This is a genomic window from Sphingomonas sp. HMP6 (assembly GCF_013374095.1).
Taxonomy (GTDB): Bacteria; Pseudomonadota; Alphaproteobacteria; order Sphingomonadales; family Sphingomonadaceae; genus Sphingomonas.
Genome location: NZ_AP022672.1, coordinates 2980766 through 3003845, shown reverse-complemented (window position 1 = coordinate 3003845; position 23080 = coordinate 2980766). Strand labels below are relative to the sequence as shown.

Sequence of the window (23080 nt, the reverse complement as noted above, 5' to 3'; positions counted from 1 at the left end):
CACCCCGTCGATCACGCTAATCGCGGAAAGTCGCTGGAACTAAACCCCCGTCGGCGCTACAGCGCCGCGATGAACGTGGAAACACCCGGCCCGCGCGGAGTCGATTACTCCCGGATCTTTGCCCAAGCGATTGATCGCCTGCATGTCGAGGGCCGCTACCGCGTGTTCATCGATATCCTGCGCAACAAGGGTGCGTTCCCCAACGCGCGCTGTTTCGCCGGGCATAACGGCCCGAAGCCGATCACGGTGTGGTGCTCCAACGATTATCTGGCGATGGGGCAGCATCCCGATGTCATCGCGGCGATGGAGGGAGCCCTCCACGACGTCGGGGCCGGATCGGGCGGCACGCGCAACATCGGCGGCAACACGCATTACCATGTCGATCTCGAGGCCGAACTGGCCGATCTCCACGGCAAGGAAGCGGCCCTGCTGTTCACCAGCGGCTATGTCTCGAACGAGGCGACGCTCGCCACGCTCGCCAAGATCCTGCCCGGCTGCATCATTTTTTCCGACGAACTGAACCATGCGTCGATGATTGCGGGGATCCGCAATTCGGGGTGCGAGCGGCACGTCTTCCGCCACAATGACGTAGCGCATCTTGAGGAATTGCTGGCTTCGGTCGATCCTACCGCGCCCAAGCTGATCGCCTTCGAAAGCGTCTATTCGATGGATGGCGACATCGCCCCGATCGCCGAGATTTGCGATCTCGCGGATACATATAGCGCGCTGACCTATCTCGACGAAGTCCATGCCGTCGGCATGTACGGCGCGCGCGGTGGTGGCATTTCCGAACGCGACGGCGTCGCCGATCGGCTGACGATCATCGAAGGCACGCTCGGCAAGGCGTTCGGCGTGATGGGCGGGTACATCACTGCGGATCAGACGATCGTCGACGTGATCCGCTCTTATGCGCCGGGTTTTATCTTCACCACCTCGCTCTCGCCGGTGCTGGTCGCCGGTGCGTTGGCGAGCGTGCGGCACCTGAAAGCCTCGTGCGCCGAGCGCGACGGGCAACATGCGGCGGCGGCGATGCTCAAGGCACTGTTCGCCGAAGCCGGTCTGCCGGTAATGGATTCGACCACGCACATCGTGCCGCTAATGGTCGGCGATCCGATCAAGGCGAAGAAGATCAGCGACGTGCTGCTCGCCGAATATGGCGTTTACGTCCAGCCGATCAATTACCCGACCGTGCCGCGCGGCACCGAACGTCTGCGCTTCACCCCCGGTCCGGCACATGACGAAGCAATGATGCGGGAGCTGACCGGTGCCTTGGTCGAAATCTGGGGTCGCTTGGAGCTGCGCAGAGCGGCCTAACCCTCGACCATCAAACGGAACCGTCTGCGACGGTTCTCGTTACCGCTCCTGAACCAAGGAGACGGACGATGGGCAAGGGTTGTATTTTGTGGATGCTCGGCGTGCCGCTACCGGTGATTCTGGTCCTCTGGCTTATTTTCGGTCGCTAATCGGTCAGGCGAAGGCGAGCGCCAGCGTCAGGCCACCAAGACCGAGCGACAAGGGCAAGCGCAGGCTGATCCACCAAATGGGCACCAGCCCGTGTCGGGCCAGTACGACATCGACCGCCAACGCCCCAATCAACGCCACGCCCAAAATCACCAGCGATGGTCCCGGCCAAGGCTGGCCCGTCGCCCAGGGCACCGCACTGCCGAGCGCGATCAGCGACGGTGCAATCGCGGCGACCCACAGCCACTCCGGCGGATTGGGCTGGCTGGCCGCGATGCCCCACCACAGCCCGCCGAGGAAACTCAGGATCAGCGCGGCATAGGCATAGCCCATCGACAACGCCGAGAAATGCAGCGGCCCGTCCCCGCTGAATACCACCGCGACCGCCGCCATTTGCGGGAGTAGCCCGGCCAGGCCGAGCCAGCGCGGCACCAGCGGTGGGTTCACTCTTTTGTGCCCCGCGAGATTCGCCCCGACCAGGCATAGCCGCGATATAGCGGCGCGAAGCGGGCGCTCCCGCCGACTTCGCTCGCAGCTTCGATCAGGGCAGGCTGCAACGTTGCACGTGGGGCGACATCGAACTTGGCGAGCCACGCGAACAGCCCGGCGCGAAACGCGCGCGGCAAGCGCTCCTGCTGCCCGAAATCAACCACATCGAGCCGACCACCGGGGGCAAGCTTGCCCGCCGCCTCGCGGATCGCGCCCCGCCAATCGGGAATCATCGACAGGGTATAGCTTTGGAACACCCGGTCGAATGCGGCCACACCGAACAGAGCCTGCGCATCGAACCCGGTCGCATCGCCCTGCGCGAGCACAATTCGGTCGGACAGCCCCGCCTTTGCCACCTTGGCGCGCGCGGTTTCCAGCATCGCCTCCGAAATATCGATGCCGAAGAAGCGCGCATCGGGCCACGCCCGCGCCGCCGCGATCAGATTGCGCCCCGTGCCGCAGCCGATTTCAAGCACCGTACCCCCGGCCGGCGGCGCGATCCCGGCGATCAGCGCATCGCGGCCGAGCAGATAATATTTGCGGGTGAGATCATAGAAATGGCGCTGCGTCCGATAGATCGCATCCATATGCCCCGCGTGGCCCGATTCCATAACGCTACTGCTCACCTCAAGACGTAGAGATGGACGCCGCCATAGATCGAGGACCGATCGCGCCGTGTGTAATCGAGCGAGTCATCGGCACGGTAATCCCATTGGCCGAGGATGGCATCGGGCACGCGGCCAGGCAGGATGGTCGGTGCGCCTGCCGTGCGGAACAGCACGCGCGCATCCGGCTTCGCGGTGCGCGTGATCTCGCTCCACAAATCGGTCAATTGCGCATCGGTCATCCAATCCTGCGCATCGAGCAGGATGTAGCGATCGAGGCTCGCATCGCCGCAGCTGCGCAGATAATCGGTGAAATTGGTGTGCCGCACTTCGATCCGCTCGGCGCGCGCGACGATCTCGGCATAATGGTCGCGCTGGAGATAGGGCGGCAGCGGGGCCGACGGCCCCTCGCCATAACCGCGCCCGAACGCCTGCCACGCGAAATAATTATCCTTGATGTCGAAATCGCAGGCGAGCTTCTCCAGGCGCTCGCGCAATACGACCGCCATCTTCTCGTCCCCTGCCAGCGCTTCATATTGCGCGGGCGGGATGCCCAGGCCGAACAGCGAGGCGGGCTGATCGGTGATCCATTTGATGAAGCCCTTGTCGAAGAATGGCGCGAACTCGCGATCGAAAATCTCGCGCTGCTCCTCGATCGACTTGGCCTTGAGCAGGATCTTCGGGTTCACCCCGTTCAACCGCGCGAGCAGATGCGCGACCCCGATGAAATTCCCGAGTAGCCCGCGCTTGTAGACGTTGCGGGCAAACCCGCCGATCCGCCGCCGCCCGATCATGTCGCGGCCCTCCCAATAGGCGAGCGTCGCGTCATCAAGATGCGGGCGAATGAAGGTACGATAGGCGATCACGTTCTGACGGCTGTTGGCTTGCGCGAAAAACCGGTGGAACGCCTCGTAATTCGGCAAATGCCGCGCCGCCACGAGCTTCAGCTTGTTGAGCGCGATGTGCGCGGTGTTGAGATCGACCGCAGTGATCGCGCGCGGGTTGGCGGTCAGATACGACATCATGTTGCAGCCACCCGACGCGATCGTCACGACATGGCTGTCGGGCGTGATCGCCAGCGCCTCCATGTCGACCGCCGGATCCTCCCAGATCTGCGCATAGACCAGCCCGCGGAACGCGAAGGTAAAGGCGCGTTCGAGGATACCCTGCTTCGTCAGATGCTTGTGCTGGTGCACGGCGGTGCGGACGGCGCGGTTCTTGGCGGCTTTTCTGCCGTCCTGTCCCATACGGTCCCTGAGCGATCGGATGGCATTGGCCATGGCACTTCTCTCCTGCCGGATGTCCATGTCCTGCGACGCAAGAGCGGACGATGCCCGCGCGCTACGACGATCCGGTGACGCTTCCATGACGGTCTTGCGTCGAAAAGAAAAGGACCTGCCGGCGGAAGGGGGGTGCCGACAGGTCCGTTTACACCTTCCATTCGCCGCAAAGGAGGGGATCCGGCGAACGGGTACTCACCCCTGCTTGGGACAGGGACAGTTCTTTATACGCGACCGCCGCACCAAAGGATGCGACGGACACAAAAAATTACGGCATCATCACCGTATCGATGACGTGAATCACGCCGTTCGACTGCATTACGTTGGCGATCGTGATCTTGCCGGTGTTGCCCTTGGCATCGGTGATCGTCCAACCCTTCATGCCCTTCTTGAAGGTCAGCGTGCCACCCTGAACGGTGGTGTAGCTGGCGACGCCGCGATGCGCCTTGGCCGACGCCGCGATGTCGGCGGCGGAGATGCGGCCGGGGACGACGTGATAGGTCAGGATCGTGGTCAGTGTCGCCTTGTTCTCGGGCTTGACCAGCGTCTCGACCGTACCGGCCGGCAGCTTGGCAAAGGCGGCATTGGTGGGTGCGAAGACGGTGAAGGGGCCGGCGCTCATCAGCGTGTCGACCAGGCCAGCGGCCTTGACTGCGGCGACCAGCGTGGTGTGGTCCTTCGAATTGACGGCATTTTCAACGATGTTTTTGGTCGGATACATCGCGGCGCCACCAACCATCGGGTTGCTGGTCTTGGCTTGTGCAAGCGATGCGCCGCTCAGAACGATCGTGGCGGCAAGAAGCGAAGCACGGAAGGTGCGGGTCATGACGGTAAGTCTCCTGCTGATACGTCCGAAACCGGACGCACGATCAGCTACGCGGAGGCACCACCGCCGGATGCACCGGCGTGGGAGAAAGTTTACACGGCGGTGAGCGAACCCTTGGCGACGACCGGCCCGGTCGGCAGCCCGGTCGGCGATCCGCCGATCGGCTCGACCGTCACCGCCAGCACCGCGCCCGCCGCGATTCGCGCGCGATTTTCGCGCGATAGCGTGAGCGCAGTCCCGCCACGCGCATGCAAGAGGCCAAGCGAATGCGGCGTCCCGTCGGCCGGAATCACCCACAATTCCGCGCTACGGTCGGCCCCGACCAGCTTGGCTTCGGTGATACGCATTGCCCCGGCTTGGGCATCATAGACGGCGGTTGCACTCGCCACGCCAGCCGCGTCGGCGTCGATCGCAGCGACCAGCGTAGGCGCACGCGCCGCGGCGACGGTCGCCGTCGGGCGCGCTTGTGGTGCTGGCGGAACGGGCACGGGCCGCGTGAACAGAACGAACAGCATCACCGCTGCGGCCATGCTCGAGAGACCGGCCAAAGCAGGCCACAGCTTGCTCTTGGCTGGCGGTGACAGCGCGAGCGTCGCCACCGGTGCCTCGGCCGGGCGATCGAGCGACGCTTCGATCCGCGCGAACAGATCGGGTGCCTCGATCGCAGGCCACAGATCGAACAGCTGTGCCAGATGCGTCCGCCACCGTTCGACCGAGCGGGCGAAGCCGGGCTCGGCCAGAACGCGGCGTATCGCCACCGCGCGCTCGTCGCCGTCGAGCAAGCCAAGCGCAAGCTCGGCCGCCGCCATGTCGGGCGCTTCGTCGCTTTCCAGCGGATCGCGGGGCGGAAGATCGCTCACGCGTCCAAACACTCCTTCAATTTGGCGAGTCCACGCCGCACCCAGCTCTTCATCGTGCCGAGCGGCACCGCTTGGCGCTCCGCCAGTTCGGCATAGGTCACGCCGTCGAAGAAGGCCGTGCGGATCGCGCTGCGCTGGCGCTCGTCGAGCCTGTCGAGGCAACCATGCAAGATGTGCGACGCTTCATCGTCGAGCATCGTCTGGCTGACCAAAGGCGCGGTGTCGAGAATCTCCGGCGCGTCCTCGATCGGCGAGGCGCGACGGACCTTTTGTGCGCGCTGCCAGTCGATCGCGCGGTTGCGCGCGATCGTGGCGAGCCAGGTGATCGGGCTGGCGCGTGAGGGTTCATATGCCCCTGCCCGTTTCCAGATCGTCAGATATACGTCGTGCAACACGTCTTCCGCTGCCTGCCTTTCACCGCAGATACGGTAGCAGATACCAAAAAGCTTCGACGCGGTCAGCGTATAGAGATCGCGGAACGCCGCGCGATCCTCCTCGCCCGTCCGCACGAGCGCCTCGACCAGGCGCGCGCGTGCTGCGTCGGGTGCTGCTGCGGCGTCGAGGGGGGGAAGCGTCACGCGACAGGTCTTAGGGTGGTGCGGACGGGACGGCAATCGCCCGTTGCGCGATGGCAACGTAATGACACGACGTTTAAGTATGGGCTTGGGTGTGGCAATCCCGGCAGCGCTTGGCTAAAGGCTGCGCATCCGCTCAACCGATTTGGGACCGCGCCGACCTTGCGCATCGCTATCGCCTCCGATCATGCCGCCTTCGCGCTGAAGACGACGCTTGCCGCGTGGCTGGCCGAGCAAGGCCATGCAATGCTTGATCTCGGCCCCGATAGCGATGCGCGCGTCGATTATCCCGATTTCGGGTTCAAGCTCGCCGAAGCCGTGGCGCGCGGCGATGCGGAGCGCGGAATCGCCTTGTGCGGATCGGGCATCGGCATTTCGATCGCGGTCAATCGTCACCCGGCGGTGCGCTGTGCGCTCGTGTCCGAACCGCTCTCGGCGGCGCTGGCGCGCGAACATAACGATGCCAATGTCGTGGCGCTCGGCGCACGGCTGATCGGCGAGGACATGGCCAAGGCCTGCATCACCGCTTTTCTGACCACCGCCTTCGCCGGCGGCCGTCATCAATCCCGCGTCGACAAACTCGGCGCGCCCTCTCTCCCGCTTGCGAAGGAACCGGCATGAGCACCAATCCGACCACGCTGCACGATCTGCAGCCCGACGGCTTCTTCACGCGCGGCCTGGCCGAGGCCGATCCCGCCGTGTTCGGCGGCGTCCGCGACGAACTGAAGCGCGAACAGACGCAGATTGAGCTGATCGCGTCTGAAAACATCGTGTCGAAGGCGGTGCTCGAGGCACAGGGCTCGGTCTTCACCAACAAATATGCCGAGGGCTATCCCGGCAAGCGTTACTATCAGGGCTGCCACCCCTCGGACGCGGTCGAGCAGCTCGCGATCGACCGGGCGCGCGAACTGTTCGGCTGCGCCTATGCCAACGTCCAGCCGCATTCGGGCGCGCAGGCGAACGGCGCGGTCATGCTCGCTCTGGTCAAGCCGGGTGAGACGATCCTCGGTATGAGCCTCGACGCCGGTGGCCACCTTACCCACGGCGCGCGCGCGGCGATGTCGGGCAAATGGTTCAACGCGATCCAGTACGGCGTCGATCCGGTGACGCACCTGATCGATTTCGACGAAGTCGCCACGCTGGCGCGCGAACATAAGCCGAAGCTGATCATTGCGGGCGGATCGGCCTATCCGCGCCAGATCGATTTCGCGAAGTTCCGCGCGATCGCGGATGAGGTCGGCGCCTATTTCCTGGTCGACATGGCGCATTTCGCCGGGCTGGTCGCGGCCAAGCTCCACCCCTCGCCCTTCCCGCACGCGCACATCGCGACGACCACCACGCACAAGACGCTGCGCGGCCCACGCGGCGGCATGATCCTGAGCGACGACGAGGCGCTGGGCAAGAAGCTCAACTCGGCGGTCTTCCCGGGGCTGCAGGGCGGCCCGCTGATGCACGTCATCGCCGCCAAGGCCATCGCCTTCGGCGAGGCGCTCCAGCCTGGCTATAAGAGCTATATCGCGGCAGTGATGGAAAACGCCAAGGTGCTCGCCGCGACGCTGAAGGAGCGCGGCTGCAACATCGTCTCGGGCGGGACCGACACGCACCTGGCGCTGGTCGATCTGACTCCGCTCGGCGTGACCGGCAAGGATGCCGACGAAGCGCTCGAGCGCGCCGGGATCACCTGCAACAAGAACGGCATTCCCGGCGATCCGCTCCCGCCGACCAAGACCAGCGGCATCCGCGTCGGCACGCCGGCCGGTACGACGCGCGGTTTCGGCCCCGCCGAATTCCGCGAGATCGGCAATATGGTCGCCGACGTGCTCGACGGATTGCGCCAGAAAGGCGAGCAGGGCGACCCCGAGGTTGAAGCCGCTGTACGGGAGCGTGTTAGTCTGCTATGTCACCGTTTCCCCATCTATCCGGAGGCATGACATGACCGAGCAGCCAGACGACAAACCGAAGATCAATTTCGAAGCCACCGTCCGCGCGATCGGCGAAGATGTGGTCGAGGCGCTCGACAGCGCAGTCGATGTCACGTCGAAGGCGATCGGCGGCGAAAATGGCAACAAGCTCGTTGGCGGGGCCGCGGTCGGCGCGCTAGCGGCGATCATCCTGCCCTTCTCGATCCTGACCGGCGCGCTGGTCGGCGCGGGCTATGCCGCGTTTCGAAAGATGAACAAATAGCCGATGCGATGTCCCTTTTGCGGCCATGAAGACAGTCAGGTAAAGGATTCGCGGCCGACCGAGGATGCTGGCGCAATCCGGCGGCGGCGGCAATGCGAAGGCTGCGCCGCGCGTTTCACCACGTTCGAGCGCATCCAGTTGCGCGAACTGACCGTGCTGAAAAGCGAGGACAAACGCGAGGCGTTCGACCGCGAAAAGCTGTTGCGCTCGGTCTCGATCGCGGCGCGCAAGCGCCCGATCGATCCGGTGCGGCTGGAAAAGCTCGTCTCGGGCATCCAACGGCAATTGGAAACGCAGGGCGAGAGCGAAGTGCGATCGGGCAAGATCGGCGAAATGGTGATGGAGGGGCTGAAGGGCCTCGATTCGGTCGCCTATATCCGCTTCGCCAGCGTTTATAAGGATTTCACCGAAGCCCGCGATTTCGAGGAATTCGCGGGCTCGGTGAGCGAGGTGGCGCACAACGAGGTCGGCGGCGGGTGAGTATGCCCCCCGCAACGCCACCCCCCGTCATCGTCCTGGTCCGCCCGCAACTGGGCGAGAATATCGGCAAGGCGGCGCGCGCGATGCTTAATTTCGGGCTGGTCGAGCTGCGCCTTGTCGCCCCGCGCGATGGCTGGCCCAACCCGAGCGCCGGCCCTGCCGCCTCCGGTGCAGACATCGTACTCAAACGCGCACAAGTGTTTGAAACCGTGGCCGAAGCCGTTGCCGATTGCGCACATGTCTATGCCACCACGGTGCGCAAGCGCGGCGTGACCAAGCCGGTCGTGACGCCCGACGCCGCCGCCACCGCGATCCACACCGGTCCGGGGCGCTCCGCCATCCTGTTCGGGCCTGAGCGATCGGGGCTGGAGACCGACGATGTCGCGCTCGCCCGCACGATCATCACCGTGCCGATCAACCCCGAATTCGGCTCGATCAATCTGGCGCAGGCGGTGATTCTCGTGGCGTACGAATGGTCCAAAGGCATGGGCCTGGCGCAACCGCCCGAGACCGATCTCCCTCCGCCCGCCCCGCAGGAGGAGCTTGACGGCATGATCGCGCAGCTCGACGCGATGCTGGTCCAATCGGACTTCTTCTTCCCGCCCGCGCGCACGCCTGTCACCCGGCGGACATTGCGGACCTTGCTGACGAAACCCGGCTGGTCGGCGCAGGAAGTGCGGACGATGCGCGGCGTCTTGAGCGCGCTGGCAGGAAAACAGCCGCGACGGCCTTAGCCTCCGGAGAGATTCAGCGCCGGTCGAACGCCGCCAGTTCATAGGCGATCGACGCTTCGACCAGCCGCTCCCACAGCTCGGCGACTGCATCTTCCGGCACGCCCGCCGCGCGGGCTTCGGCGCACGCATTGGCGATGACTTGCGCCTTGCGCGCTTCGTCGCGGACCGCGCCACGCTCGGGCTTGATGCGCGCGGCGGCATCCATATAGGCAAAGCGCCGCGCAAGCAGCGCGATCAGCGCCCGATCGACGTGGTCGACGCCGGTGCGGACCTCCGCCATCGTCTTGCAATCGGGGCCGGGAAGAATGTCGTCCATGACGACGCTCTTGGCGACGCACGGCGCGCCTGTCCAGCCGGAGCCCGCCTGCTGCGCGGCAGCGCCTGCGCAATATTGACTCGTCCGTGCTGCGCCGCGCACATCCGCCGACAGGGGGATTTTGCGTGAGCGATACCGCAGTACCAGCACGCGCCACGTTTCGCGCCGACATCGCCGCGCTGCGCGCGATCGCGGTAAGTGCGGTAATCGGCGGGCATTTTTTCCCGACTTGGGTTTCCGGTGGTTTTGTCGGGGTCGACGTGTTCTTCGTCCTGTCGGGGTTCCTGATGACGCAGATCATCGTCACCGGACTCGACGAAGGCCGCTTCTCGCTCCGCCGCTTCTACGCGATGCGCGCGACCCGGATCGTGCCAGTGCTGCTGGCGGTGTGCGTAACGCTGCTGGCGCTCGGCTGGTGCGTGCTGTTGCCCAGCGAATATGCGACGCTGGCACGCGAAATCCTGGCGAGCCTGGGGTTCGTCTCGAACCTGCTCTATTGGCGCCACCGGATCGGCTATTTCAGCCCGAATGCGCATGACGAATGGCTGCTGCACACGTGGAGCCTGGCGGTGGAGTGGCAATTCTATTTGCTCTTCCCGCTATTTCTGCTCGGCGTATGGCGGTGCGCGCCACGGCACCGCCGCGCGGTCGTGCTGGCCAGTTTCGTGGCGGGCTTCGCAGCATCGCTCGTCCTGTCCGTTCAGCGGCCCGACATCGCCTTCTTCCTGCTGCCGGCACGGCTGTGGGAATTGCTGCTGGGTGCCCTGATCTGGCTTTACCCGCTCACGCTGCCGCGCCGCGTGGCGCTGGCCGCCACCGTAATCGGGCACGGGGTGATAGTGGCGGGCATCGTGCTGATCCAGCCGGAGGCGCAATGGCCCGGCTGGCTTGCCTTGCTGCCGACGCTCGGCACGCTTGCCGTCCTGTACGCCAACCGCCCGCTGCCATTGCTGCGCGGGCGCGCCGTCCAGGGCATCGGCGCGATCTCCTACTCGCTGTACATGTGGCACTGGCCCGCGCTCACCCTGCTTTATTTCCTGGGCCAGACGCAGACCGTCCTGCCGAGCATCGTGACGCTCGCTGCGTTGATCCCGCTTAGCATCGGCTCCTATTTCCTGCTCGAAAACCGCCTCCGCAGCGCGCTGATGCGTTCGGTGATAACACCAGCCGCCCTTGGCGCCGCAGTCCTCCTTGGACTCGTGATCGCCGTCGCGGTCCTGGCACTGCACGGAATGGTGCCGGGGCGCGCTGCCGATCTGGCGCTGCGCGACCGCTTCGTCAGACACAATGCCGAAGTGTTTTTTGGGCCTCGCGTCACCTATTGGCGGGTGTGCGACCGTTTCGAGCAGCAGCGGCTTACCGGCGGCGAAGCGATCCCGGCGGCGTGTACCGCGGGTCCGTCGGGCGGCGTGTTCCTGTGGGGCGATTCGCATGCGGGCGCGCTTTACCCCGCGCTCCGCGCCCACATTCCGGCGAGGATCCCGCTAGATCGCGTCACCTCGGCCGGATGCATGCCTGGGCTGGACGCGGTGCCGAGTACACCGCTGTGCGGTCGCGCGACCGCCTATGCGCTGGCTGCGATTGCGCGGCTGCGGCCGCATGTCGTGCTGATCGTGATGCGCAAGGATCAGGACCAGCATCATTTGCCCGCGCTCACCGCGCGACTCCACCGCATGGGCGTCGCTCAGGTCGTAATCCTGGGCCCGGCGATCATGTGGACCAGCGCACCGCCGCGCGCGATCGTCCGGCGGCACTGGACCGGCGTGACGGCGGGACCGCTCTGGATCGCCGACGGCTCGATCGACTGGATCTTCCGCGCACAGGACGCCGCGCTCAAGCGGCAAATGCGCGGGGTCGATGCGACGGTGATCTCCCAGGCCGACGCCTTGTGTCGGGGCGATCGATGCCTCACCCGCCTGGCCGGTGGCGCGATGGTGCAAGAGCAGACCCAGCATCCGACACTGGAAGGGGCCGATTTTATCGTCCGCACGATCGTGATGCCGCGGCTGCGGCCGTTGCTTCCCGCCCCCGATCTTGACTCAAGGGTCCGCCCCCGCTACCCGCCCGCCTTCGCAATTGGCCCCGCACCCCGGTGAAGCGGTGGCCCTGCCCTGATCTTTCGACGGATTCAGACAGAGCGATACCGGGTATCGATCCTGCGGCTTTCAGCCGTGCGGTCTTGTCACGAAGCATTTGCCTTAGGAATTACTGATGTCGAAGCGTTCATCCGCAAAGTACAAGCTCGATCGCCGCATGGGCGAGAACATTTGGGGCCGCCCCAAATCGCCCGTCAACAAGCGCGAATATGGCCCCGGCCAGCACGGCCAGCGCCGCAAGGGCAAGGTCAGCGATTTCGGCATTCAGCTGCGCGCCAAGCAGAAGCTCAAGGGCTATTATGGCGACGTGACCGAGAAGCAGTTCCGCGCTTGCTACACCGAAGCCGCGCGCATGAAGGGCGACACCGGCCAGAATTTGATCGGCTTGCTCGAGCAGCGTCTCGACATGATCGTCTATCGCGCCAAGTTCGCGCCGACCGTATGGGCCGCGCGACAGCTCGTCAGCCACGGCCACGTCCGCGTCAACGGCGTGAAGTGCAACATCGCCTCGCGCCGCTGCTTCGTCGGTGACGAGATCACGCTGGGCGACAAGGCCAAGGAAATGGCGCTGGTGATGGAGGCGCAGAGCCTCGCCGAGCGCGAAATCCCCGACTATGTCGCGCCAGACGGCGCCGCGAAGGTCACCTTCACGCGCGTTCCGGCGCTCGACGAAGTGCCCTATCCGGTGAAGATGGAACCGAATCTCGTTGTGGAATTCTACTCGCGGTGATGACGCGGATTAGCGCACGCTAATCCGGACACCAACGCGAGCGGCCGGCGGGGCAGCGCCCCGTCCGACGACGCGGCTTCGCCGCGACGCAAACCGATCCGAAAAAACAAAAGGGCGGCCCCGCAAGGAGCCGCCCTTTTCGTGTCACGCCATCGTGCATCCGGGTCACGGCAGCGGCGGCATGCCCATCTTCTCCCGGAGGAAGCTGTCGCTGCGATCGAGCAGCGTCGTGCGCGCCTCGCTATCGTCGAGCTGGTGCGCCAGCCCCTTGAATTCGACCAGCTCGACCGATTTCCCGGCATTGCGCAAACGGTTCGCCATCATGCGTGATTCATCGATGCCGACGTTCTGATCCATGTCTCCATGAAACATCAATACTGGCGCGGTGATCCGCCCGGCATTTTGGGCGGGCGATCCCTGGAAGACATGCGGCCCCTTGCCGATAAAGGCATCGACCAGTTTGAAATCGGTATAGTCGGCATGTTCCTGGCGCAGCGCTTCGAGGTCGGTCACCGGGGCGATCGCCACGATCGCTTTGAACAATTTCGGATCAAGGACGGCCGATTGCAGCGCCGCATACCCACCATAGGACCAGCCGACGATCGCCAGCGTGTCCGGCGCGGCGATGCCCTGCTTCACCAGCCAGCGCCCGCCATCATTGACGTCGCCGATCGCGGTGCGCCACGATTTGAAGCCATTTTGCTTGAACCAGCTTTCGCCGTAACCGGTGGAGCCACGATAATTGGGCTGCAGGACGGCGTAGCCACGCGCAGCAAAGAATTGGACGAGCCAGTCGAAGCCCCATTCGTCCCGATCCCCCGGGCCGCCGTGCGGCATCACGATCGCGGGAAGATTGGCGGCCGGCTTGCCCGGCGGCAGCGTAAGATAGGCGGGAATCGCGGTGCCGTCGGCAGCCGGGAAGGTCACCGCCTTGACCGGCGCGAGCGTCATTCCATCGAGCGGCGGGCGGACCCGCAGCAAGCTGCCCAACTGCCGAGTCTGCTTGTCGAACAGCATATATTCGCCGGGATCGATGTCGCTGCCCGTCCACAGCATCAGCTTCGATTCATCGGCAGTGGCATCGACGAATTGCACCAGCGGGCGCTGCGGAAGCGCCTTGGCAAGGCCCGCACCCAGTTTCTTCAATTCCGGATCGAAGAATTCGGCCTGGCGACGATCGGTGACATAACTGACGCCGACCACACGCCTTTGCCGCCCGATCTTGATCAGACCGGCGACATCGACATCGGGCCGGGCGAAAACCAGATCACGTTTGAGGCTGCCATCGAGCGCGATCTTGAACAAGGCGGTTCTACCGTCCTGGGCATCGAGCCCGTACGCCACGTTCAGCGTGGGATCGACGGCATAGGGGTCGAACCCGCTAGAGGTCTGCGCGTCGCCGCCCACGACGCTGAGCGGCAACCACGTGTTCGAATCGACCTTGCGATACTGATAGAGAATTTTCGAGCCGCTATACCCGGTGCCGGTGGTGGGCCGCAGCCCCATCACGCGCACGCGGCCTTTGCCGTCGGTGATATATTCCTGGGCGGTCTCCCGTGGCTTTTCGACGGGGACACGCCGCAGCGTCACAGGGTCGACACGTTCGACCCCCAAACCTTCGCTCGAACCGTCGATATGGCTGCCGGTCGATACCGACGGTACATATTGGCGCGTCATCAGCACTGCACTGCCGCTGGCATCCCCTTGCCAATCGATGATGCGGCCGCCGTCCTGCATCACGCCGAGCGCGTTGGCGGACGGAGCCGCGCTCAACACCTTCGCACTCTTGCCGTCCACGCTGATCGTAACCAGCCGGTCAAATCCAACCATGTCGCGCACGCGGCCCTGGGTGAAACTTAAACCGCAAATCAGCCGATCGTTGCTTGCCCATTGGCAATAATCGAGTTGCTCCTTCTCGCCGGTAGAGGAAATCAGGCTCACCGGCGGCGTCGACGCGTCGACTGTATAGATCACAGCCTGAACGCCGCGCTTGGAATCCGCCATCAGCACTACGATCCGCTTGCCGTCTGGCGACAGGCCGATCTGCTGGATCGCTTCGCGGGCGCCAAAACGCTTTGCGGCGTCGCTCGCCGCATGGACCGGCGCGGCGGCGACTAGCAGGAAGGCAGCTTTGAGACAGCGGTGCTTCATCGTGAATTTTTCCCCCAAGACCGGGATGATAGCTGGATCGCGCCACGCCGCAAGGTCAGCACCCCGTTGCGCGTCTCGCCCGCCGCTGCCACTACGGGCGGAGCGATTCAGGGGAGCACGCGTGCCGATGACTATCTTCCGAATGATTGCCTTTGGCGCCGTACTGACCGCCACGTCGGCGCAGGCCGCTCCGCCGCGCGCTGCCAAGGGCGCCGCTTCAACCCCCGCCATTTCGGTGCAGACCTTGAAGGACGTCACCAAGACCCTTTCCTCCAACGCCTATGAAGGGCGCAAGCCGGTTTCCCCGGCCGAAAAGAAAACCACCGAATATCTCGTCCAGCGCTTCAAGGCGGCGGGGCTCAAGCCCGGCAATCCAGGCGGGCCGGGCGGCGGCTGGTTTCAGGACGTACCGCTGGTCGAAATGACGGCTGAAAACGTGTCGCCGATGGCGATCGCAGGCGGCAAGACGCCGCTCAGCCTGGCGTATCGCGACGATGTCGTGGTCAAGAGCTACCGCGTCACGCCGACGATCGCGCTGAAGGACAGCCCGGTCGTCTTCGTCGGCTACGGCATCAATGCCCCCGAACGCGGCTGGAACGATTATGCCGGGGTCGATGTGAAGGGCAAGACCGTCCTCATCCTGGTCAACGATCCCGACTGGCAAAGCCCTGCGCGGACCGGCCTGTTCGAGGGCAAGGCGATGACCTATTACGGCCGCTGGACCTATAAATATGAGGAAGCCGCGCGGCAGGGTGCGGCCGCCGCGATCATCGTCCACGATGCCGAGCCTGCGGCCTATGGCTGGGGCGTGGTCCAGTCGAGCAACACCGGGCCACAGCTCGAGCTCGACGAGAAAGGCGACCATGCCGATCAAAGCGACGCGATCGGCTGGATCCAGCTTGCCAAGGCCAAGGCGTTGTTCGCCAGCGCCGGACAGGATTTCGACGCGCTGAGTGCCGGTGCCAAGGTCAAGGGCTTCAAGGCCGTACCGCTCGGCGTGACGGCGTCGGTCAGCTTCAGCAACACGATCAAGCGCCAGGCGTCGAAGAATGTGATCGGCATCCTGCCGGGCAAGACCAAGCCTAAGGAATACGTCTTCTACACCGCGCATTGGGACCATCTCGGTCGCTGCACCCCGGTGAAGGGCGACGACATTTGTAACGGCGCGCTCGACAATGCGAGCGGCACCGCCGGCCTGATCGCGCTGGCCGAGGCGAACGTGAAGGCGGGACCGGCACGGCGCAGCCAGGTGTTCATGTCGGTGACGTGCGAGGAATGCGGCCTACTCGGCTCGCGTTTCTACGCGGAGCATCCGATCTACCCAATGGCGACCACCGTCGGCGGCGTGAACATGGACGGGCTCAACACCATCGGCCGCGCGAAGGATTTCGTGGTGACGGGGGCTGGCAAGTCCGAGCTCGAGGACATGATGGCGAAGCTCGTCGCCGCGCAAGGCCGCGTCGTGAAGCCCGAGCCCAACCCCGAACGCGGCAGCTATTTCCGCTCGGACCATTTCATGTTCGCAAAGCTCGGCGTGCCGATGTTCTACGGCGAATCGGGCGAGGATTTGCGCGTCGGCGGGGAAGCTGCGGGGCATGCGGCCACGCTCGATTACATCGAGAATCGCTACCATAAGCCGCAGGACGAATATAATCCGGCGTGGGATTGGTCCGGCGCGGTCGAGGATCTGCAGCTCTATTACGGGCTGGGACGCGCGCTTGCGGATGGCTTGGCCTGGCCGAACTGGTACAAGACTGCCGAGTTCCGCGCCATTCGTGACCGCGACACCCCACACGCCAGGACGAAGTGATGACCCGCCCCCTCCCCCCCGCCGAATGGGCACCGCATAAGGCAGTGTGGATCGGTTTCCCGAGCCATCCCGAACTGTGGGAGGACGATCTCGAACCGGCGCGCGACGAAGTCACCGCGTTTGCCCGCGCGGTCCACGCCGATGGGCGCGGCGAGCGCGTCATTCTGGTCGCCGCGGATGAGGAAGCGGCCAAAGCGGCGAAGCGCATGGCAGGCGATGTCGCCGATGTCGTGGTCGAGCCGTTCGGCGACATCTGGCTGCGCGACACCGGCCCGATCCTGCTGTCCGACGGCAGCGCGCGCGATTTCGGCTTCAACGGCTGGGGCGGGAAATATGATCTGCCCGGCGACGACGATATCGGCCTGCGGCTAGCGCGCCGCAAACGGCTACACGTCGAAAGCTGCGACTGGATTCTCGAAGGCGGCGCACTCGACGGCGACGGCACCGGCCTCGTCGTCACGACCGAGCAATGTCTGCTCAACCCAAACCGCAATCCCGCACTGTCGAAGGCGGAGATCGAACGGCGGCTGCACGACGATCTCGGCTTCGGGGCTGTGCTATGGCTGGGCGACGGGCTGATGCACGACCATACCGACGGCCATGTCGACAATCTCGCGCGTTTCGTCGCGCCCGGCGTGCTGGCGATCCCGGAGGCGGCCGAAAACGACCCCAATTGGATGGTTTACCAACGCGCCGCACAGGCCGCCGGTGCGGTCGAGGGGCTCGCGGTAGTTCGCATCCCCTCGCCCGGCCGCGTGCTGCGTGACGAGGAGATCGTGCCGGCGAGCTATATGAACTTCTACATCGGCAATGCCGCGGTGGTGGTCCCGCTCTACGGCGCGCCCAATGACGATGTGGCCGTGGCGGCGGTGCAGGGGCTCTTCCCGGACCGCATTGCGGTCGGCCTGCGCGCGGACGCTATCCTCACCGGCGGCGGCAGCTTCCACTGCATCTCGCAGCAAATCCCGGCGTAAGGGCCGGGGACCAGAGCATCACCCCAACCCGTTCGTTTCGAGCGAAGTCGAGAAACCAGCACCCTTCCCGTTGGCCCTGAGCCTGTCGAAGGGGTGCGTGCCTCAAGCACACCGCGCTCTGACGGAGAGCAGCCCTTCGACAGGCTCGGGGCGAACTGGGATAGGGACGCAGGCGCTACACCCGCATCGGCATCAGCACGTACAGCGCCGCCGATTTGTCATTCTCGCGGATCAGCGTCGGCGCGGCGGCGTCGGCGAGGTGGACCTCGATCGTGTCGCCGTGCAATTGCCCAAGAATGTCGAGCAGATAACGGCTGTTGAAGCCGATTTCGAAGCCGAGCGCGGTATATTCGCCCGGCACTTCTTCGGCCGCCGTGCCGTTTTCGGGGCTGGTCACCGACAGGATGATCTTGTCACGATCGAGCGCCATCTTCACCGCGCGCGTCTTCTCGGTCGCAATCGTCGAGACGCGGTCGACGCCTTCCTCGAAGCTGCGCGGATCGATCTTGAGGATCTTGTCATTGCCGGTCGGAATGACGCGGCTGTAATCGGGGAAGGTGCCGTCGATCAGCTTGGAGGTCAGCAGCGCCTGGCCCAGATCGAAACGGATCTTAGTCGCCGACAGCGACACCCCGACCGAACCGTCGATCTCGTCGAGCAATTTGCGCAATTCCGCGATGCATTTGCGCGGGATAATCACGTCAGGCATCCCCTCCGCGCCATCGGGGCGCGGCAGCGTGATACGGGCGAGACGGTGGCCGTCGGTGGCCGCCGCCTTGAGCACCGGCCCCGCTCCGTTCGCGCCGCCATCGTCCGACACATGCCAGAAGATGCCGTTCAGATAATATCGCGTTTCTTCCGTTGAGATGGCGAAGCGCGTCTTGTCGATGATCTGCTTCAGCGTCTCGGCCGGCAGCTCGAAGCTGACCGGCAGCTCGCCCTCGGCGATCACCGGGAAATCATCGCGCGGCAGCGTGCCAAGCTGGAACTTCGCGCGCCCCGCCATGATCGTCATCTTGCCGTCTGCGGCGGCCAGGCTGACCTGGCTCCCCTCGGGCAGCTTGCGACAAATGTCGAACAGCGTGTGCGCCGAAACCGTCGTCGCGCCGGGCTGATCGACGGCCGCCGCGATCGTCTCGTTGATCTGCAGATCGAGATCGGTCGCCATCAGCTTCAGGCCACCCTCCGCCGTCGCCTCGATCAGGACGTTGGACAGGATCGGGATCGTGTTGCGCCGCTCGACCACCGACTGGACGTGGCTCAATCCCTTCAACAGAGTCGCGCGTTCGATCGTCGCCTTCATGTCGTTCCCCCGGGCCGCCGCCCTTAGTTTCTCCGGCAGCGCCACGCGCACCGGAGGCAATTCGCCGTGTCTCATTCCTTAAACATAAAAGGGGCCGGAGCAAGCGCTCCGACCCCCGATTTACGCCCGCGAACGGGAGGTTTGGCCCATTTGAGCGAGGTGCCGGCCCGCTCCCCCGCCCGACCACCCATTCAGGATACGCTGTGGGTGGCCGGGAGGGGGAGCGGGCCGGCACCGCGCGACCGTCAGGTCCTAGAATCGAACGCCTACGCCAGCGACGACCTGATGCCGGTCGGTATCGACGCTGAAATTGTTGGTGTTCGCGCCATTGGCATATTCAAGCCGCGCATTGCCGTAGTTCGAATAACGATATTCGAGCTTGGCATAGGTCGTGCGGCCGATCTTCTGCTCGACACCGGCACCGACGCGGTAGCCGTCGAGATTGTAGTGACGGCCGGTCGTGGTTGTGCCGTCATTCGCGGTCAGATCGAGCCGGGCGTTGGTGTAGCCGCCCTTGGCATAAATCATCGTCGAGGGGGCGACGACATAACCGATGCGCGCACCGGCATAGAGATCACGGCCCTGCTTGACCGCGCCATAACCGAGTGCTGCAGCACTGGCCGGACGGTTGCTGACATCGCCGGTCGACCCGGTGACTTCGCCTTCGGCACCGATCACGAAGCGGTTGACCGCGACGTCATAGCCGAAGTCGCCGCCATAGGTCAGGCCGTCTGCTTTGCGGTCGCTGCTGATGTCGGAATTCGGACCACGGCCGGGCTGCAGCTTGTCATAGCCGAGGATGACGCCGACGCGCGGGCCGGTGAAGGCGCGGTCGTCGCGCGACGGCGGCGGCGCGTCTTGCGCAAAGGCAGGGGCAGCAAGCGCGAGGCCGAGCGTGGCTGCGGCGGTGAGGGTAAGCTTACGCATTCTGGTAACTCCATTGGTACAACCCACCGATCCCTGGTGGGACTGCTCAAATAGGTGGTGCGGACGAGAGTTTCATGAACCTCAGACAACAAGGAAAAGCGTTGCTTTTGCGCCACACGGGGTTGAAAGGCGGGCCATGGAAACCAACGCCGCAATGCCGCCACGCCAGGGCCGCGATTACATCGCGCGGCATGGCGAAACGGTCTTCAATGCGGCCGGACGGCTGCAGGGCGACCATATTCACACCCCCCTCACCCGCGCTGGTTTCGCGCAGGCCGATGAGATGGGCCGGGCCTTGCGCGAAAAATTGGGGGCGAAGCCGGCGCTGACGCTGTGGGCCTCCCCCACCGGCCGCGCGTTGCAGACGCTCGGAATCATCGCCGAACACCTCGAACTCGACTGGCACGCCGCCCAAACCGATTCGCGGCTGGTCGAAATCGGCATGGGGCGCTGGGGTGGCGCTTATTATGCCGCGCTCGCCGAGGCGGGCGAAAAGGTGATCGATCGCGACCTCGGGCTGCTCTTCCCCGCCCCCGATGGCGAACGCTACCCCGAAATCGCCGCGCGCGTGTCCGGCTGGCTGGCGGATACAGATCATGGCGCGACCGACCGGCTCGTCATCATGCACGGCATTTCCAGCCGCGTGCTGCGCGGCGTGATGACCGGCGCGCCCGATATCCCCGGTTACGGTACCCCCGCCGCGACCGGCCTGCCGCAAGGGTCGGTCGTGCTGATCGAGCGCGGGGTCGAGCGGATCGTCCACCGCGGCACGGGACACGCGCCTGCATGAAGGGAGCGGTACTGTTCCTGGCGCTGCTCGCCACCCCTGCGCTGGCACGCGAATCGCTCGGCGTCTTCGATCGCTGGGGCGCCTTTACCGATCCCGCCCCGCTGCATTGCTATGCGATCGCCCAGCCCGCGCAATCGGGTGGCGCCTCGCGCTGGCGGCCCTTTGCCAGCGTCTCGACCTGGCCCGGGCGCAAAGGCGTGGGGGGTGTGCGCGGCCAGCTCCACATCCGCCTCAGCCGCGAACGCAACCCGCAGTCGCGCGTCACGCTCTCGGTCGGCGAGCGGCGCTTCGACCTGGTCGCGGGGAACGCCGACGCCTGGGCAGCCGACGCCCGCACCGATAGCGCGATCGTCGCCGCGATCCGCTCGAGCCGCAGCATGAGCGTCGAAACCCTGGCCAAGACGGGCGCGCCCTTCGCAGACGTCTATGCCCTGCGTGGTGCGGCGACGGCGATCGATGCGGCGGCGTTGGGGTGTGTGGGGCGCTAGACGTGCGCCCGTCTGGAAAAGTCCGCCGATTTCGACTACATCACCCTCATGCCCAACTCCGCGACGACCCTCATGGCCATTCCCGGCCATATCGACCCCGTTCCCGTCCCCCGCGCGCTCACCCCGCGCAGCGACGGGCGGATCGATCTGCTCGGCCTGACCAAGGCCGATCTGCGCATGGCGCTCGAAACCTCGCAGCTCGACCCCAAACAGGCGAAACTGCGCGCGAAACAGCTCTGGCACTGGATCTACAATCGCGGCGTCACCGATTTCGCGCTGATGACCGATATATCGAAGACGATGCAGCCGTGGCTGGAACAGCGCTTCACGATCAGCCGCCCGCAAGTCGTCGAGGCGCAAGTCTCCACCGACGGCACGCGCAAATGGCTGCTGCGCACCGATGACGGCAATGATTATGAGATGGTGTTCATCCCCGATGCCGACCGCGGCACGCTGTGCATCTCGAGCCAGGTCGGCTGCACGCTCAATTGCAGCTTCTGCCACACCGGCACGATGCGGCTGGTGCGCAATCTCGAGCCGTCGGAAATCGTCGGCCAGGTGATGCTCGCGCGCGATGCGCTGGGCGAATGGCCGAGCCAGCCCGAGGGCCGTATGCTCACCAACATCGTGCTGATGGGGATGGGCGAGCCGCTCTACAATTTCGACAATGTCCGCGATGCGATGAAGATCGTGATGGATGGCGACGGCATCGGCCTGTCGCGCCGCCGCATCACGCTGTCGACCAGCGGGATCGTGCCCTTGATCGCGCGCGCGGGCGAGGAGATTTCGGTCAACCTCGCGATATCGCTCCACGCCGTGACCAAGGAAGTCCGCGACGAGCTCGTGCCGATCAACAAGAAATACGGCATCGAGGAATTGCTGCAGGCGTGCGCCGATTATCCCGGCGCCAACAACGCCCGGCGCATCACCTTCGAATATGTCATGCTCAAGGACAAGAACGACAGCGACGCCGACGCGCGCGAGCTGGTGCGGTTGCTGCGCAAATTCGATCTGCCCGCCAAGGTGAACCTCATCCCGTTCAACCCCTGGCCCGGCGCGCCGTACGAATGTTCGACGCCGGAGCGGATCAAGAGCTTCTCGAACATCGTGTTCGACGCCGGGATTTCAGCGCCGGTCCGCACCCCGCGCGGGCGCGACATCGATGCGGCGTGCGGGCAGTTGAAGACGGCGAGCGAGAAGGTCTCACGGGCGGAGTTGGACCGGCAGGAAGCGAAGCTGGCGGCGTCGGTGTAAGGTTGCTTGAGGACCGGCGATCACAACGCCGTTGAGGCTGAACCTGTCGAAGCCGCTTCGCAGCAGGCGAGCCGATCGCGTTCGGAGAGGTGCCCTTCGACAGGCTCAGGGCGAACGGATTACGCGGGCATCGTGACCGCATAAACAGCGGCTTTCCGCATAGGGCAAACTTCCGAAGGTGGTGAAAGCGAACTTAGCGGTCAATTGCCAGACCAGATGCCAAACTTGCTCGGTTCGGGCGTCGCAACTGTTGTAAGATGCATCACCGACCGGACGTTCAGACCTGACATCGTGATCAAAAATAGATGAAGATCCGGGACACCAGTCTCTGCGTTGGGATCGGTCTCAAAATTGTGTTCGGAGCAAGCGGCAAAAACTCCCCCATCGGTGTTTACCAACAACACAATTTTTCGGATTTTGCGCTCGTCTAGAAACATTTTGAAAAAGATGTCGAATGTGGACGCGGGTAGCGGGTCAGATCGAGAAATTTCGTCCGCAATATCCCGCTTCATAGGGGAGCCGTCGTTCATCAGTCTTTTAAAGAATATCTCGCGAAATCGGATTTCGTCACGCTGCCACCAGGCTTCGAATAGTCGTTGAACTTGCTGATTTTCCAGACCGGAAGAGCGGGGCGACTTGAGAGCGAAATTCCGAGCCGCCGCTGGCGTTGCGGTAAGAGCTGCCGCTAATCCTAACCCGGATTATTCATCGGGAGCGATAATCGGTGGTGGCGATCGTGGTCTAAGT

At 64.7% G+C, this 23080-nt stretch carries 24 protein-coding genes; 13 read left to right on the top strand and 11 right to left on the bottom strand.

Features of this window, described 5'->3' with window-relative positions; all coding sequences use genetic code 11:
* The first annotated feature begins 69 nt into the window (after positions 1-69).
* A complete protein-coding gene (hemA, locus tag HMP06_RS14650; protein WP_176497735.1) occupies positions 70-1314 on the top strand; it encodes a 5-aminolevulinate synthase in 1245 nt (414 codons plus the stop codon).
* Between the two features lie 153 nt (positions 1315-1467).
* On the opposite strand, the gene HMP06_RS14645 is transcribed toward hemA, so the two are convergent.
* The 6 genes from HMP06_RS14645 to HMP06_RS14620 all read right to left on the bottom strand — a co-directional run bounded on the left by HMP06_RS14645 (position 1468) and on the right by HMP06_RS14620 (position 6099).
* Positions 1468-1908 carry a DUF3429 domain-containing protein gene (locus tag HMP06_RS14645; protein WP_176497734.1) on the bottom strand — a complete coding sequence of 147 codons (441 nt, stop codon included), beginning with the start codon at positions 1906-1908 and terminating at the stop codon, positions 1468-1470.
* Positions 1905-2561, bottom strand: a complete 657-nt coding sequence (locus HMP06_RS14640; protein WP_232089975.1) for a class I SAM-dependent methyltransferase — start codon at positions 2559-2561, stop codon at positions 1905-1907. Before HMP06_RS14640 ends, HMP06_RS14645 begins: the two co-directional genes overlap by 4 nt.
* Before the next feature lie 11 nt (positions 2562-2572).
* A complete protein-coding gene (locus HMP06_RS14635) occupies positions 2573-3835 on the bottom strand; it encodes a DUF3419 family protein (RefSeq protein ID WP_176497733.1) in 1263 nt (420 codons plus the stop codon).
* Between the two features lie 268 nt (positions 3836-4103).
* Positions 4104-4661, bottom strand: a complete 558-nt coding sequence (locus HMP06_RS14630; protein ID WP_176497732.1) for a fasciclin domain-containing protein — start codon at positions 4659-4661, stop codon at positions 4104-4106.
* A gap of 92 nt (positions 4662-4753) precedes the next feature.
* Positions 4754-5521, bottom strand: coding sequence for an anti-sigma factor (locus HMP06_RS14625; RefSeq protein WP_176497731.1), 768 nt, complete (start codon positions 5519-5521; stop codon positions 4754-4756).
* On the bottom strand, positions 5518-6099 hold the full coding sequence (locus HMP06_RS14620; RefSeq protein WP_176497730.1) for a sigma-70 family RNA polymerase sigma factor: 582 nt from the start codon (positions 6097-6099) through the stop codon (positions 5518-5520). Before HMP06_RS14620 ends, HMP06_RS14625 begins: the two co-directional genes overlap by 4 nt.
* Positions 6100-6258: 159 nt before the next feature.
* Here HMP06_RS14620 and rpiB point away from each other — a divergent pair, with 159 nt between their 5' ends.
* The 5 genes from rpiB to HMP06_RS14595 are packed head-to-tail and all read left to right on the top strand — an operon-like array spanning position 6259 to position 9494.
* A complete protein-coding gene (rpiB, locus tag HMP06_RS14615; RefSeq protein WP_176497729.1) occupies positions 6259-6717 on the top strand; it encodes a ribose 5-phosphate isomerase B in 459 nt (152 codons plus the stop codon).
* Complete coding sequence (gene glyA / locus HMP06_RS14610) at positions 6714-8027, top strand: serine hydroxymethyltransferase (protein ID WP_176497728.1); 1314 nt, start codon at positions 6714-6716, stop codon at positions 8025-8027. The genes rpiB and glyA overlap by 4 nt, the downstream gene beginning before the upstream one ends.
* Before the next feature lies 1 nt (position 8028).
* On the top strand, positions 8029-8280 hold the full coding sequence (locus tag HMP06_RS14605) for a hypothetical protein (protein ID WP_176497727.1): 252 nt from the start codon (positions 8029-8031) through the stop codon (positions 8278-8280).
* A 3-nt stretch (positions 8281-8283) separates the two neighbouring features.
* Complete coding sequence (nrdR, locus tag HMP06_RS14600; protein ID WP_176497726.1) at positions 8284-8760, top strand: transcriptional regulator NrdR; 477 nt, start codon at positions 8284-8286, stop codon at positions 8758-8760.
* Between the two features lie 2 nt (positions 8761-8762).
* Positions 8763-9494 (top strand): RNA methyltransferase, encoded by a 732-nt coding sequence (locus HMP06_RS14595; RefSeq protein WP_176498573.1) that lies wholly within the window; start codon positions 8763-8765, stop codon positions 9492-9494.
* A 13-nt stretch (positions 9495-9507) separates the two neighbouring features.
* On the opposite strand, the gene HMP06_RS14590 is transcribed toward HMP06_RS14595, so the two are convergent.
* Positions 9508-9810, bottom strand: coding sequence for a chorismate mutase (locus HMP06_RS14590; RefSeq protein ID WP_176498572.1), 303 nt, complete (start codon positions 9808-9810; stop codon positions 9508-9510).
* 125 nt (positions 9811-9935) lie between these two features.
* Here HMP06_RS14590 and HMP06_RS14585 point away from each other — a divergent pair, with 125 nt between their 5' ends.
* Both HMP06_RS14585 and rpsD read left to right on the top strand, forming a co-directional pair.
* Complete coding sequence (locus HMP06_RS14585; RefSeq protein WP_176497725.1) at positions 9936-11906, top strand: acyltransferase family protein; 1971 nt, start codon at positions 9936-9938, stop codon at positions 11904-11906.
* Positions 11907-12021: 115 nt separating this feature from the next.
* A complete protein-coding gene (gene rpsD, locus HMP06_RS14580) occupies positions 12022-12636 on the top strand; it encodes a 30S ribosomal protein S4 (RefSeq protein ID WP_176497724.1) in 615 nt (204 codons plus the stop codon).
* A 165-nt stretch (positions 12637-12801) separates the two neighbouring features.
* Here the strand turns inward: rpsD and HMP06_RS14575 are convergent, their stop codons facing one another.
* Positions 12802-14787 carry a S9 family peptidase gene (locus HMP06_RS14575; protein ID WP_176497723.1) on the bottom strand — a complete coding sequence of 662 codons (1986 nt, stop codon included), beginning with the start codon at positions 14785-14787 and terminating at the stop codon, positions 12802-12804.
* Positions 14788-14914: 127 nt separating this feature from the next.
* Between HMP06_RS14575 and HMP06_RS14570 the strand changes: the two genes are divergently transcribed.
* Positions 14915-16597: a M28 family metallopeptidase gene (locus HMP06_RS14570; RefSeq protein WP_232089713.1), complete on the top strand. Its 1683-nt coding sequence runs from the start codon at positions 14915-14917 to the stop codon at positions 16595-16597.
* A complete protein-coding gene (locus HMP06_RS14565) occupies positions 16597-17571 on the top strand; it encodes an agmatine deiminase family protein (RefSeq protein ID WP_176497722.1) in 975 nt (324 codons plus the stop codon). The genes HMP06_RS14570 and HMP06_RS14565 overlap by 1 nt, the downstream gene beginning before the upstream one ends.
* A gap of 175 nt (positions 17572-17746) precedes the next feature.
* Here HMP06_RS14565 and dnaN read toward each other — a convergent pair whose 3' ends face one another.
* Together dnaN and HMP06_RS14555 are read right to left on the bottom strand one after the other, a co-directional pair.
* Positions 17747-18874, bottom strand: coding sequence for a DNA polymerase III subunit beta (gene dnaN, locus HMP06_RS14560; protein ID WP_176498570.1), 1128 nt, complete (start codon positions 18872-18874; stop codon positions 17747-17749).
* A gap of 252 nt (positions 18875-19126) precedes the next feature.
* Entirely contained in the window at positions 19127-19801 is a 675-nt protein-coding gene (locus tag HMP06_RS14555) for an outer membrane protein (protein ID WP_176497721.1), read from the bottom strand.
* Positions 19802-19937: 136 nt separating this feature from the next.
* Here HMP06_RS14555 and HMP06_RS14550 point away from each other — a divergent pair, with 136 nt between their 5' ends.
* The 3 genes from HMP06_RS14550 to rlmN are packed head-to-tail and all read left to right on the top strand — an operon-like array spanning position 19938 to position 22333.
* Complete coding sequence (locus HMP06_RS14550) at positions 19938-20591, top strand: histidine phosphatase family protein (RefSeq protein WP_176497720.1); 654 nt, start codon at positions 19938-19940, stop codon at positions 20589-20591.
* Positions 20588-21079, top strand: coding sequence for a hypothetical protein (locus tag HMP06_RS14545; protein ID WP_176497719.1), 492 nt, complete (start codon positions 20588-20590; stop codon positions 21077-21079). Before HMP06_RS14550 ends, HMP06_RS14545 begins: the two co-directional genes overlap by 4 nt.
* A 48-nt stretch (positions 21080-21127) precedes the next feature.
* Positions 21128-22333, top strand: coding sequence for a 23S rRNA (adenine(2503)-C(2))-methyltransferase RlmN (rlmN, locus tag HMP06_RS14540; RefSeq protein ID WP_232089710.1), 1206 nt, complete (start codon positions 21128-21130; stop codon positions 22331-22333).
* 200 nt (positions 22334-22533) lie between these two features.
* Here the strand turns inward: rlmN and HMP06_RS14535 are convergent, their stop codons facing one another.
* A complete protein-coding gene (locus HMP06_RS14535; protein WP_176497718.1) occupies positions 22534-22863 on the bottom strand; it encodes a hypothetical protein in 330 nt (109 codons plus the stop codon).
* Positions 22864-23080: the final 217 nt, after the last annotated feature.